Annotated in this window: 12 protein-coding genes, 1 tRNA gene and 1 riboswitch; of the genes, 8 read left to right on the forward strand and 5 right to left on the reverse strand. The window is 71.0% G+C overall.

The annotated features are described in order from the left end of the window. Positions 1–270: 270 nt before the first annotated feature. Complete coding sequence (locus ASD84_RS12405; RefSeq protein WP_056711017.1) at positions 271–951, reverse strand: alpha/beta fold hydrolase; 681 nt, start codon at positions 949–951, stop codon at positions 271–273. A gap of 114 nt (positions 952–1,065) precedes the next feature. On the opposite strand from ASD84_RS12405, the gene ASD84_RS12410 reads away from it, so the two are divergent. Further along, positions 1,066–1,137 (forward strand) — tRNA-Val (locus ASD84_RS12410). 17 nt (positions 1,138–1,154) lie between these two features. On the opposite strand, the gene ASD84_RS12415 is transcribed toward ASD84_RS12410, so the two are convergent. Continuing rightward, positions 1,155–1,403 (reverse strand): superinfection immunity protein, encoded by a 249-nt coding sequence (locus ASD84_RS12415; RefSeq protein ID WP_056711019.1) that lies wholly within the window; start codon positions 1,401–1,403, stop codon positions 1,155–1,157. Positions 1,404–1,719: 316 nt separating this feature from the next. On the opposite strand from ASD84_RS12415, the gene ASD84_RS12420 reads away from it, so the two are divergent. Continuing rightward, positions 1,720–2,259 (forward strand): hypothetical protein, encoded by a 540-nt coding sequence (locus ASD84_RS12420; protein ID WP_056711021.1) that lies wholly within the window; start codon positions 1,720–1,722, stop codon positions 2,257–2,259. 64 nt (positions 2,260–2,323) lie between these two features. Further along, positions 2,324–3,877, forward strand: coding sequence for an AMP-binding protein (locus tag ASD84_RS12425; RefSeq protein WP_056711022.1), 1,554 nt, complete (start codon positions 2,324–2,326; stop codon positions 3,875–3,877). Here the strand turns inward: ASD84_RS12425 and ASD84_RS12430 are convergent. Continuing rightward, positions 3,844–4,392 carry a hypothetical protein gene (locus ASD84_RS12430; RefSeq protein ID WP_056711024.1) on the reverse strand — a complete coding sequence of 183 codons (549 nt, stop codon included), beginning with the start codon at positions 4,390–4,392 and terminating at the stop codon, positions 3,844–3,846. The two genes, ASD84_RS12425 and ASD84_RS12430, sit on opposite strands and share 34 nt — an antisense overlap. Positions 4,393–4,408: 16 nt before the next feature. Then, positions 4,409–4,531, forward strand: a riboswitch (cobalamin riboswitch). A gap of 29 nt (positions 4,532–4,560) precedes the next feature. Here ASD84_RS12430 and cobN point away from each other — a divergent pair. The 5 genes from cobN to ASD84_RS12455 are packed head-to-tail and all read left to right on the forward strand — an operon-like array spanning position 4,561 to position 11,482. Beyond that, positions 4,561–8,193 (forward strand): cobaltochelatase subunit CobN, encoded by a 3,633-nt coding sequence (gene cobN, locus ASD84_RS12435; protein WP_200954548.1) that lies wholly within the window; start codon positions 4,561–4,563, stop codon positions 8,191–8,193. Next, a complete protein-coding gene (cobF, locus tag ASD84_RS12440; RefSeq protein ID WP_056711025.1) occupies positions 8,190–8,948 on the forward strand; it encodes a precorrin-6A synthase (deacetylating) in 759 nt (252 codons plus the stop codon). The genes cobN and cobF overlap by 4 nt, the downstream gene beginning before the upstream one ends. Next, positions 8,935–9,297, forward strand: a complete 363-nt coding sequence (locus tag ASD84_RS12445; RefSeq protein ID WP_056711027.1) for a hypothetical protein — start codon at positions 8,935–8,937, stop codon at positions 9,295–9,297. Before cobF ends, ASD84_RS12445 begins: the two co-directional genes overlap by 14 nt. Before the next feature lie 5 nt (positions 9,298–9,302). Next, positions 9,303–10,757, forward strand: coding sequence for a cobyric acid synthase (locus tag ASD84_RS12450; RefSeq protein WP_414858597.1), 1,455 nt, complete (start codon positions 9,303–9,305; stop codon positions 10,755–10,757). Then, positions 10,754–11,482 (forward strand): cobalt-precorrin-6A reductase, encoded by a 729-nt coding sequence (locus tag ASD84_RS12455; RefSeq protein WP_056711030.1) that lies wholly within the window; start codon positions 10,754–10,756, stop codon positions 11,480–11,482. Before ASD84_RS12450 ends, ASD84_RS12455 begins: the two co-directional genes overlap by 4 nt. Positions 11,483–11,489: 7 nt before the next feature. On the opposite strand, the gene ASD84_RS12460 is transcribed toward ASD84_RS12455, so the two are convergent. Together ASD84_RS12460 and ASD84_RS12465 are read right to left on the reverse strand one after the other, a co-directional pair. After that, positions 11,490–11,912, reverse strand: coding sequence for a hypothetical protein (locus ASD84_RS12460; RefSeq protein WP_056711032.1), 423 nt, complete (start codon positions 11,910–11,912; stop codon positions 11,490–11,492). Between the two features lie 38 nt (positions 11,913–11,950). After that, complete coding sequence (locus tag ASD84_RS12465) at positions 11,951–12,817, reverse strand: SDR family oxidoreductase (RefSeq protein WP_056711033.1); 867 nt, start codon at positions 12,815–12,817, stop codon at positions 11,951–11,953. Positions 12,818–12,841: the final 24 nt, after the last annotated feature.

Consider the following 12,841-nt stretch of genomic DNA (forward strand, 5'->3'; position numbering starts at 1 on the left):
GGAAGACCCCGGATCGACGGTTAGAGTTCATCTTGTTGAACCGCTGGAGACCCGAGACTCCGGCGGTTCAGCTCATTTTTGGGCTGAGCGTGTCTCCGGCGTAGATCCGGGCGAGCAAGCTCGCCGTCGACGCCTCCCGACACGCTGCCAGCCGCGCGGTTGTCGTTCGTAGAGCCTCAGTTGGTCTGGCGGCAAGACTTCCCGTGGCCTGGCGGCAAGACTCGAGTGGTCTGGCGACAAGACTTTGGCGACAAGACTTGGGCCGGTCGGTCACGCGGTGCAGTCGGCGAGGATCCTTGCCAGCTCGGTGGGCCTGGTGAACATCGGCCAGTGGCCGGAGTCGATGTCGGCGTAGTCCAGGCGGCTGACCTTCGCGAGCTCGGGGATGTCGCCGGCGTCGAGCCACTCCTTCGCCTCGGCGGGCGAGAACTCGGGGCAGACCAGGGTCACGGGGACGTCGTGGCGGCGCTCGTCGGTGAGGCTGACGATGCCCTGGGTGACGGCCGCCGGCACCGCGACCGCGCTCGCCGCCACCGTCGCCTTCAGCTCCTCGGACATGTCGTCGGAGTCGGGGCCCGCGAACGGCTCCCAGCCCGGGAAGGGCACGACGCCGTCGACGGGCTCGAAGTGGCCGAAGTACTTGTCGCCGTCGGAGTTGGGCATGCCACCGATCAGTGCGACGTGAGCGACGTTCTCCGGTCGCGCGTCGGCCGCGGCCCACGCGAGCGAGCACGCGGCCGAGTGGCCGACCACCAGTGCCGGGCCGTCAGCAGCGTCGACCGCGGCGACGACGGCGGCCACCTGGTCGTCGTACGTCGCCTCGGTGTTGCCGTCGCCCTGCCCCGGCAGGGTCAGTGCGATCGGGCGGTGGCCCAGCTGTTCCAGCTCGGGGACGACGGCGTCCCAGGCCGATCCGTCGAGCCACATGCCGGCGATGAGCACGATGTCCATGTCAGGTCTCCTTCTCCGAGGTCGGTTCGATGCCACCCTAGGAACGAGCGCCGACACCCACGGTCGCCGTTTCGGGGGTGAGGGGGCGCCTTCGCTAGGCTGAGGCGGTTTCTGGGGCGTATAGCTCAGCGGTAGAGCGTCCGCCTTACACGCGGATGGTCGGGGGTTCGATCCCCTCTGCGCCCACTTCCTGCGCACCCGCGTCAGTCGGTGATGCGCAGGCCTGCCAGGCGGTGGCCCTTGCAGGCGTGGCCCAGCGCCACGAACCAGCCGATGACGGTCCAGCCGAAGGCGAAGTTGATCAGGCCGATCGTGTCGGCGTTCGCCTTGCCTCGAGTGGTGGCGACGGCCCACGGGAACAGGTAGCCGCAGGTGCAGAAGGTGGCGAACCAGGTCAGCAGGATTCGCCTGAAGCGGCGGCGCCGGTGGTCGCTGACCAGTTCGAGGTACATGGCGGCACGGTATTGCAGAACGAGCCCGACCGGTGTGAATGACGCGTTCTCGGGTACTGACGGCGCGGTGGTTGTTCCCGCCGACTCGGCGGAGGGGCCAACCGGAAGAGGGAGTGCCAGCGGAGCCTCGCACGACAGGTGCGAGGACCCCCGCGGGCGCTCCGTTTCTGGTTTTGCGGAACCAGAGCCTGACCAGTCACCAAGGGCGCGGGTCGCCACCCGCGCAGCATGGGGGTTCACAGTGTCCAGCCCATCCCTCCGAGGACGAACGTCCTCGTCGCGTGCGACGGCAATTCTCCGTCGCCTTGCTCTCGTCGTGCCGGGCCTCGTCCTGGCCGCCACCGTCGTCGCCGTACCGGCCCAGGCGGGTGCGGAAGCTCCTCCTGGCAGTGCGCCCGTTGCAGCAGCGGCCAAGGGTCAGAAGGTGGTCGTGTGCAAGTACGTCCGCAAGCCCAATGCAGCCGAAGTGTTCTCGCACATCGTCGTGGTCAGCGAGAACGCCCTGGAGGGCAAGGGCTTCGCCGGGGCATTCCCGTTCGCGTTCTCCGACGCTCACTTCAAGTCGGTGGCGGTCCGCTATGCCACCAAGGGCGAGCAGGCGCACCAGATCAGCAGGTCCGTCTGCCCTGCCGACGTACCCCCGGGCGAGGAACCACCCGGTGAGCAGCCGCCGGGACAGGTCGGCGGTATCTCCGAGGAGCAGCCTCCGGCGGGCGCACGTGGCGCCGACGAGGCCCTGCCCAGAACTGGACCCCCTGCGCACCTCCTGCTCCTGGCCGCGCTGGGCGGGCTCTGCAGCCTTGCCGGTGCCTGGCTGGTCGCGGGGCCCCGCCGAGGCGGTCGCCCCTCGAAGTGAGACGGGGACACGGGCGCTCTCCTAAGGTGGTCGTCATCACGTCCCGGCACCTCTGGAGGCACCCGTGTTCGTCCCGTTCAGCGTCAACGACTTCCTCGACCGCGCCACGGCGGTGTACGGCGATCGGGTCGGCGTCGTGGACGAGCCGGACCAGCCGGCGCCCAGTCAGGGCGGGCTGACCTATGCCCAGGTGGGGGCGCTCGCGCGCCGGCAGGCGGCGAAGCTGGACGAGCTCGGCATCGGTGTGGGTGACCGGGTGGCGATCGTCAGCCACAACAGCAGCCGCCTGCTGACGTCGTTCTTCGGGGTGAGCGGGTGGGGACGGGTGCTGGTGCCCGTGAACTTCCGGCTGAGTCCCGACGAGGTGCAGTACATCGTGGAGCACTCGGGCGCCCGGGTGCTGTACGTCGACCCCGAGCTCGAGGAGTCGCTCGCCGGGGTGACCTGCGAGCAGAAGTTCGTGATCGGCGACGACGACGCGCTCTACGCTGCGCCGGGCGTGGAGCCGCAGCCCTGGGAGTACGACGAGGCCGCGACCGCCACCATCAACTACACCTCCGGTACGACGGCACGACCCAAGGGCGTCCAGATCACCCACCGCAACATCTGGGTCAACGCGCTCACCTTCGGGCTGCACGCGCAGATCAGCGATCGCGACGTCTACCTGCACACGTTGCCGATGTTCCACGCGAACGGCTGGGGGATGCCGTTCGCGATGACCGGGATCGGGGCCCAGCACATCGTGCTGCGCAAGGTCGACGGCGCGGAGATCCTGCGCCGGGTGCGGGATCACGGTGTCACCGTGATGTGTGCTGCCCCGGCGGTCGCGGCCGCCGTGCTCGAAGCGGCGCAGACGTGGGAGGGCGAGATCCCCGGACGCGACCGGGTGCGGATCATCATGGCCGGCGCCCCACCGCCGACGAAGACGGTGATCCGGGTCCAGGAGGAGCTCGGGTGGGAGTTCATCCAGATCTACGGCCTCACCGAGACCTCACCGCTGCTGACCTTCAACCGCACCCGCGCCGAGTGGGACGACCTCTCGGCCGAGGAGCGGGCGACGAAGCTCACCCGGGCCGGTGCACCGGCGATCGGCGTACGACTGAGGACCGACGAGTCCGAGGAGGGTGCCGGCGAGGTGCTGGCCCGGTCGAACGTCGTGCTCGAGGGGTACTGGGAGCAGCCGGAGGAGTCGGCCGCCGCGCTGAAGGACGGCTGGTTCCACACCGGCGACGGCGGGTACCTCGGTGACGACGGCTACCTGACGATCGCGGACCGCAAGAAGGACGTGATCATCACCGGCGGCGAGAACGTCACCTCGATCGAGGTCGAGGACACCCTGTTCTCACACCCGGCGGTCGCGGAGGTCGCCGTGATCGGCGTCCCCAGTGAGAAGTGGGGCGAGACGATCAAGGCACTCGTCGTGCTCGGTGCCGATGCGACGCCCGGCCCCGAGATGGAGGCCGAGCTGATCCGCTGGTGCAAGGACCGGCTCGCTGGCTACAAGGCGCCGACGTCGGTGGAGTTCCGCGACGAGCTGGCCCGCACGGCGACCGGCAAGCTGCAGAAGTTCAAGCTGCGCGCCCCTTACTGGGACGGGTTGACCCGCCAGGTGAACTGAGCGGCCGGCACGAGCGAGGCCGCCCATCCGGCGCTCTTCCACGCGTCGACGGTGTCCACCGCCCAGGCCGAGGAGCCCGCGTCAGCCGAGTCGATCACGTCGACCTCGGTCGTCACCGGCGACGCAGCCGCAACCAGCGGCTGTCCGCTGATCGGGTCGGTGAGGTCGGGTCCGCCGTCGACGCACGTCGCGCGCACGAGCCCGATGCCGAGCCGTCGCTGGTTCAGGGCCAGGCTCAGCGCCGCGATGCCCGCTTCGCCGTACCCGACGACCGAGAGGCCGTCCGGCGGGTGCACCGAGGACTCGCGGGCATAGCGGACCGAACGCAGCAGATCACCCCCGTCGGTCCACGTCGGTACGACGACGCGGACCTTCGCCCGGGTGGCGATCCGGCTCGCGAGCGCCGCCACCGCCTCGGGGTCGGTACGCACTCCCGGATGCCACAGGAGGAGGGTGTCTGCGTTCGGGTGTCCGTGTACGGCGACCTGGATGCCGGGCGACTGCTGTGTGACCACGGGACCACCGTAGGCTGAGCACCCACATGTCCGCGGCACAGGAACCCGGTGCGAGACCGGGGCGGTTCCGCCACTGTGATCCCAGCCGAGCAGATCGGCGCGGGTGAGCCAGACACTGGCTGCGGACATCAGCCACCGATCGAGGGGCGCGAACCCCGAGGAGGAACCGTGCGCATCGCACTCCTGTCCACGTCCGACACCGACCTGCTGTCTGCCCGGTCGAGTGGTGCGGACTACGGCTGGGCCAACCCCAGCCGCTCCGACCTCGGTGCTCTCGTCGAGCTCGCAGGGAATGCCGACCTGGTCGTGTTGCGCCTGCTCGGCTCCCCGCAGCAGTACGACGCCGAGCTGGCCGCGTTGCGCGGCACCGGGCGTCCGCTCGTGGTGCTCGGCGGCGAGCTCACCCCGAGCGCGGAGCTGATGGAGACCTCGACCGTCCCGGTCGGCGTCGCCGCCGAGGCGCACCGCTACCTCGCCGAGGGTGGTCCGCGGAACCTCGCTCAGCTGCATGCCTTCCTGTCCGACACCGTGTTGCTGACCGGTGAGGGCTTCGAGGCGCCGGAGGTGATCCCGGCGTGGGGGATCCTCGAGCGCCCGGGGGTTTCGAGGCTCGCTGACGCTCGCACCTCAACCACCGGGCACGTCGCGAGGGTCGGGGTGTTGTTCTACCGGGCGCACCACGCGAGCGGGAACACCGACTTCGTGCACGCCCTGTGCGACGCGATCGACGCGACCGGACAGGCTGTGGGTGTGCCGGTCTTCGCGGGCTCGCTGCGCGCGGCGCCGGACGAGCTGTTCACGGCCCTGGGTGACCTGGACGCGCTGGTCGTCACGGTCCTGGCCGCCGGTGGCAGCACGCCGGCCGCTGTCAGCGCCGGAGGAGACGACGAGACGTGGGACGTGGAGCGGATCGCCGCGCTCGACATCCCGGTCCTGCAGGGCCTGTGCCTGACCAGCAGCCGTGAGGAGTGGGAGGAGTCGGACGACGGGGTCACCCCGCTGGACTACGCCAACCAGGTCGCGATTCCCGAGTTCGACGGCCGGATCAGCACCGTGCCGTTCTCCTTCAAGGAGATCGACCCCAACGACCCGGCCGGCCTGCCGTCGTACGTCGCGGACGCGGAGCGCTCCGCGCGCGTCGCCGGCCTCGCGGTCAACTACGCCCGCCTGCGCTCCGTGCCGCAGAGCGAGAAGCGTCTCGCGCTGATGCTCAGCGCCTACCCGACCAAGCACGCACGCATCGGCAACGCGGTCGGCCTCGACACCCCGGTGTCGACCGTCCGCCTGCTGCGTCTCCTCGCTGAGCAGGGTTACGACCTCGGGTCCGACAACGTCGTCACGCGGGTCATGGCGATGGAGGACGACACCGAGGCCGGTGACGCCCTGATCCACGCGCTCATCGCGGCGGGTGGCCAGGACGAGGAGTGGCTGACCCAGGCGCAGCTGACCGACGCGCACGTGCGGATCAACAAGGCCGACTACGACGCCTGGACGACCGACGTCCCGGCCGACCTGCGCGACGCGATGGTCGAGGCGTGGGGCGAGTCGCCCGGCTCATTGTTCGTCAACGACGCCGGCGAGATCGTGCTGGCCACGCTGCGGGCCGGCAACATCGTGCTGATGATCCAGCCGCCCCGCGGCTTCGGCGAGAACCCCGTCGCGATCTACCACGACCCGGACCTGGCTCCGAGCCACCACTACCTGGCGGCGTACCGCTGGGTCCGCAGTGCCGTCGACAGGGGAGGCTTCGGCGCCCACGCCATCATCCACCTCGGCAAGCACGGCTCGATGGAGTGGCTGCCCGGCAAGAACGCGGCGCTGTCGGCCTCGTGTGCGACCGACGCGGCGATCGGCAGCATGCCGCTGATCTACCCGTTCCTGGTCAACGACCCGGGCGAGGGCGCGCAGGCCAAGCGCCGTGCGCACGCGACGATCATCGACCACCTGGTGCCGCCGATGGCGCGCGCCGAGAGCTACGGCGACATCGCGCGGCTCGAGGGCCTGCTCGAGGAGTACGACAAGATCTCCGCGATGGACCCGGGCAAGCTCGCGGCCATCCGCGGCGAGATCTGGCAGCTCATGCACGCCGCCGAGATGCACCGGGACCTCGGGCTCGAGGAGCGACCGGACGACGAGCAGTTCGACGACTTCCTGCTGCACGTCGACGGCTGGCTGTGCGAGATCAAGGACTCCCAGATCCGCGACGGCCTGCACGTCCTCGGCCAGGCGCCGGAGGGCGAGGCCCGGGTCAACCTGGTCCTCGCGATCCTGCGCGCCTCCCAGGTCTGGGGCGGACAGGCCCAGTCGGTGCCCGGGCTGCGGTCCGCGCTCGGACTGGCCGTCGACGCGCCCACCACCGACGTCGACCGCGTCGAGGCCGAAGCCCGCGAGCTGGTCGAGGCGATGGACAAGGCGGGCTGGGACCCGGCGCGGGTCGCCGACCTGACCACCTCGCCCGAGGTGCGCCAGGTCCTGACCTTCGCCGCGACCGAGGTCGTCCCGCGGCTCGCGCGCACCACCGACGAGCTCGACAACACCCTGCACGCGCTCAACGGTGGCTTCGTGCCGGCCGGCCCGTCCGGTTCGCCGTTGCGCGGGCTGGTCAACGTGCTGCCGACCGGCCGCAACTTCTACACCGTCGACCCGCGGGCGGTTCCGTCGCGACTGGCGTGGCAGACCGGCCAGGCGATGGCCGACTCGCTCATCCAGCGCTACCTCGACGACGAGGGCAGCTACCCCGAGTCGGTCGGCCTGTCCGTCTGGGGTACGTCGGCCATGCGGACCTCCGGCGACGACATCGCCGAGGTCCTGGCGCTCCTCGGCGTCCGGCCGGAGTGGGACGAGGCCTCCAAGCGGGTCCATGACCTGACAGTGATTCCCCTGGAGGAGCTGGGGCGTCCGCGCATCGACGTCACCGTGCGGATCTCCGGGTTCTTCCGGGACGCGTTCCCGCACGTCGTCGCGATGCTCGACGACGCGGTGAAGCTGGTGGCGGCGCTCGACGAGCCGGCTGACCAGAACTTCGTGCGCGCGCACGCCCAGGCCGACCTGGCCGAGCACGGCGACGAGCGGCGCGCGACCACGCGGATCTTCGGCTCCAAGCCGGGGTCCTACGGCGCGGGCATCCTGCAGGCCGTCGAGTCGGGCACCTGGCGCGACGACGCCGACCTCGCCGAGGTCTACACGGCGTGGGGCGGCTTCGCCTACGGCCGTGGGCTGGACGGCGTCCCGGCCGCGGACGACATGCGCAGCAACTACAAGCGGATCAAGGTCGCCGCGAAGAACATCGACACCCGCGAGCACGACATCGCGGACAGCGACGACTACTTCCAGTACCACGGCGGCATGGTCGCCACCGTGCGTGCGCTCTCGGGCACCAACCCGAAGGCGTACGTCGGCGACTCGACCACGCCGGACGCCGTACGCACGCGAACGCTGCAGGAGGAGACCAACCGCGTCTTCCGGGCGCGGGTGGTCAACCCGCGCTGGATCGGCGCGATGCAGCGTCACGGCTACAAGGGCGCCTTCGAGCTCGCGGCCACCGTCGACTACCTCTTCGGCTTCGACGCCACCGCCGGGGTCGTCCACGACTGGATGTACGAGTCGCTGGCCAAGGAGTACGTCCTCGACGAGACGAACCAGGAGTTCCTGCGCAAGTCGAACCCCTGGGCGCTGCGCAGCATCGTCGAGCGACTCCACGAGGCGAAGGACCGCGGCCTGTGGGCCGAGCCGGACCCGGAGATCCTGGCCGCGCTGCAGCAGGCCTATCTCGACGTCGAAGGTGACCTGGAAGACCGATGAAGGTCAGGATCCTCGGCTTCGGGATGGGGCCGCAGCACGTCACCCCCGAGGTCGCCGAGGCGCTCCGGGGCTGTGACTACGCGCTGGCGGTCCAGAAGGGCGAGTCGGACTCGCTGCTGGACGTGCGGCGCGCCGTGTGTGAGGCGTACGGCGTCGAGCTGGTCGTCGTACGCGATCCGGAACGGGACCGTTCCCCGGGCCTGGACCGCGCGGGCTACGAAGGCGCCGTCGCCGACTGGTACGACGCCCGCCTGGCGGCGTACCGCGACGTGCTCGAGTCGCGTGGGGGCGTCGCCGCCTTCCTCGTGTGGGGCGACCCGTCCCTCTATGACGGCACGATCCGGATCGTCGAGGAGCTGGCCGAGAAGATCGACCTGTCGTACGACGTCCTCCCCGGCATCAGCGCGCCGCAGGTGCTGGCCGCACGGCACCGGATCGTCCTGCACCAGGTCGGCAAGCCGGTGCACGTCACGACCGCCCGGCGCCTGCGCCACGACGTCACCTCGGGGCAGAAGAACCTCGTCGTGATGCTCACCTCGGGCGTGGATCTCGACGGGTTCGACGACTGGCACATCTGGTGGGGCGCCAACCTCGGCGGTGTGGGGGAGCGTCTCGTCAGTGGTCGGGTCGGGGCCGTGCGCACGGCGCTGGTCGAGGCGCGGACCGAGGCGAAGGCCGAGGCTGGCTGGGTGATGGACCTGTTCCTGATCCGGGCGCCGGACCTGCCGCTGGAGGACTCCGATGGCGCTGCCTGATCGCGACGTGCTGCTCTGCCGCGACTGCTGCTGCGGTACGACGAAGAAGCACCCCGCGATCGACCACTCCGCCCAGCGCGACGCGATCGAGGCGCTGGACGACCCCGCCGGCCGACGCGGGCCGCGGATCCGGGTGCGGGTCGTCGACTGTCTCGACGAGTGCGACCGCAGCAACGTGGTGCTCGTGCGCGACTTCACGTACTTCCCAGGCGGGCGGCGTCCCAAGGACACCTGGCTCGGCGGTGTGCTCTCGGAGGCGACCACCGACGAGGTCGTGGACTGGGTGCGCGAGGGCGGCGCCGTACCGCCGTCGCTGGCGCCGCGGGTCTTCCGGGGCCGGCGCCAGTGAATCTCGTGACGGTTGCTGCGCAACCTCCTCGATCACCGAAAGCCCTGCTCGTCGCCGGCATGACGTCCGACGCCGGCAAGAGCGTCGTGGTGACCGGCCTGTGCCGGGCGTTCGCGCGTCGCGGCATCTCCGTGGCGCCGTACAAGGCGCAGAACATGTCGAACAACTCGATGGTCGTCACCTCACCCGACGGCACGCCGGGCGAGATCGGCCGCGCCCAGTGGGTGCAGGCGCTCGCCGCGGGGGTCGTGCCCGAGGTCGCGATGAACCCGGTGCTGCTCAAGCCGGGCAGCGACCGCCGCAGCCACGTCATCCGGATGGGCCAGCCCGACGGCGAGGTGTCCGCCCGCGACTGGCAGACCGGGCGTCAGCGGCTGGCCGAGAGCGCGTTCGCGGCGTTCGACGACCTGCGGTCGCGGTTCGACCTGGTCGTCGCCGAGGGCGCGGGCAGCCCGACGGAGATCAACCTGCGCTCCAGCGACTACGTCAACATGGGCCTCGCGCAGCACGGCACGGTCCCGACCGTCGTCGTCGGCGACATCGATCGCGGCGGCTGGTTCGCCTCGGCGTTCGGGACCCTGGCGCTGCTGTCACCTGAGGACCAGCGGCTCATCGCCGGGTTCCTGGTCAACCGGTTCCGTGGCGACGTCGACCTGCTGCGCCCGGGTCTTGAGGACCTCCAACGACGCACCGGTCGGCCGACGTACGGCGTCCTGCCGTGGCATCCCGACCTCTGGCTGGACTCCGAGGACGCGCTCGACCTGCAGGGCCGCCGCGCGCCCGTGGACGGCGCGTTGAAGGTGGCCGTCGTCCGACTCCCGCGGATCAGCAACTTCACCGATGTCGACGCGCTCGGCCTCGAGCCGGGGCTCGACGTCAGCTTCGTGTCCGACCCGTCGCGGCTCGCGGACGCCGATCTGGTGGTGCTTCCGGGCACCCGCTCGACCATCGCTGACCTCGCGTGGCTGCGCTCCCGAGGTCTGGACACCGCGATCCTCAAGCACGCCGCCGCCGGTCGGCCGGTGCTCGGCATCTGTGGTGGCTGTCAGATGCTCGGCACCACGATCACCGATCCGGACGGTGTCGAGGGTTCCGCGGGGGCGGTCGTCGAGGGCCTCGGCCTGCTCGACCTCGTCACGAGGTTCGACGCGGTGAAGACGCTGCGCCTGCACGAACCGGCCGGCTACGAGATCCACCACGGACGGATCACGGGGGAGCGCACGCGTGGCTCGGTGACCGGCACGATGGTGCACGGCAGCCTCGAGGACGACACCGCTCGTGGTGCCTACCTCACGGAGGCGCTCGGCATCGAGTCGACCGCGTCGTTCCCGGAGGCGAGGGCCCGGCGCCTGGACCTGCTCGGCGACCTCGTCGAGGAGCACCTCGACCTCGACGCCCTGCTCGCGCTCGCAGGCGACGGGGTCCCGGCCCTGCCGGTGGTCACAGGAGGACTGGCATGAGGGTGTTGCTGCTCGGCGGGACGGGCGAGGCGCGCGACCTCGCCGAGGCCCTGGTGGCCGACGGCGTGGACGTCGTGTCGTCGCTCGCGGGTCGGGTCGCGCGTCCCCGGTTGCCGGTGGGAGAGGTCCGCATCGGCGGCTTCGGTGGCGTCGAGGGCCTGCGCTCCGCGCTGGCGGAGTACGACGTCGTCGTGGACGCCACGCACCCGTTCGCCGCCGGCATGTCGAGGAACGCCGCAGCGGCCTGTGCTGCCGAGGGCACGCCGCTGCTGCGCCTCGAACGACCGGGCTGGGGCGACCGCGCGACGCCTTCGTGGATCTGGGTCGACACCCACGAAGAGGCCGCGATCGTCGCGGGCGAGCTCGGCCACCGGCCGTTCCTCACCGTCGGACGGCAGGAGCTGGCGCGGTTCGTCCCGAAGCTGCGGGACCTCCACGTGCTGGCCCGGGTCGTCGACGTCCCCGACGTCGAGCTGCCCGAGCCGTGGGAACTGCTGACGTCTCGCGGGCCGTACACGCTCGACGGCGAGCGGGCCCTGATGGTCGACCGCGACGTGCTGGTCACCAAGGACTCGGGGGGTGCCCACACCTGGCCGAAGATGGAGGCTGCCGCCGAGCTCGGCATCCCCGTGGTCGTCGTACGACGGGCGGGCGGGCCCGACGGCGTCGCGACCGTGCACGAGGTCGATGCCGTGCTGAGCTGGGTCCGCTCGATCCAGCCGTAGCGGACCCTCAGGGACGGCGCTCGTGGCCCGCGCGGCCGTGGGTGCGCCGGTCCTCCTTCATCTCCGCCTCGTAGAGGTGGCGACGTCCGCCGACGAGGGTGTCGCGGGCCTGCTGCTCGAGGCGTCGGAACGCGGCGTAGTACCCGTCGTCGTACTCCTCGACGACCTGGAAGGTCCAGCGGCCGTGCAGCACGTTGCGGCCGACCAGCTCCTCCTCGAAGCGGTCGGCCAGCTCGGTGTGACCGGCGTCCCGCAGCTGCTCGACGCCCTTGCCGAGGGTGAGGTCGGCGGTGCCGCTGAGCCGGTGGAAGGCGTAGAGGTGGCCGCGGGCGATCTCGACCGCCTCGAGGGCCTCAGAGATGTTTCCGAGGCCCTCGATGGTCAGGTCGTCGACGCCGCCGGGGCGGACGTGCTCGTCGTCGGTCGTCATGGCGGTGCAGTACCCCCATCCGACGGGAACCACCCGGGTCAGGCTGCGCGCAATGCCTCCGTCAAGGCTTCCGTCAAGGTCGTCGCCGGACGGCCCAGGAGTGCCTCGAGGTCGGTGGTCTCGACGTACAGCTCGCCCCGGCCCAGGCCCTGGTCGGCGTCGGCGAGGATCGCGGCGTACTGCTCGGGCAGGCCGGCGCCGACGAGCACCTCGGTGAGGGCGTCGGCCGGCAGGTCGTTGTAGGAGACCTCCTTGCCGGTCACCTCGGTGACGGTCGCGGCAAGCTCGGGCAGGGTGAACGCGGCCCCACCGAGCTCGTAGACCTGCTTCGGCTCCTCGGTGAGCAGGACCGCGGCTGCGGCCTCCGCGAAGTCGGCGCGGCTGGCGGCGCTGACGCGACCCTCACCGGCCGCGCCGAGCACGACGCCGTGCTCGAGGTACGTCGGCAGCTGGCCGGTGTAGTTCTCGAGGTACCAGCTGTTGCGCAGGAACGTGTGGGCCAGGCCGGAACCGGCGATCGCCTGCTCGGTGGCCACGTGCTCGGCAGCGAGCGCGAGGCCGCTGCGGTCGCCGTTCGCGATGCTCGTGTAGGCGAGCAGGTCGACGCCGGCGTCCTTCGCTGCGTCGATGACGTTCTGGTGCTGGGCCAGGCGCTGGCCGACCTCACTGCTGGAGACGAGCAGGACGCGGTCCGCGCCGGCGAAGGCCTCCTTGAGCGAGGCCGGGTCGCTGTAGTCGGCGTGACGGACCTGCACGCCTCGCGCGGCGAGGTCGTCGAGCCGGGAGGTGTCGCGGGCGGTGGCGACGACCTGGTCGGCGGGGACGCCCTTCTCGAGGAGGGACTCGATGACGAGGCGGCCGAGCTGGCCGGTGGCTCCTGTGACGACGAGGGACTTGCTGGACATCGTGGTGCCTTTCGGTGGAGGAAC

The sequence above is a fragment of the Nocardioides sp. Root682 genome, from assembly GCF_001427795.1.
Taxonomy (GTDB): domain Bacteria; phylum Actinomycetota; class Actinomycetes; order Propionibacteriales; family Nocardioidaceae; genus Nocardioides.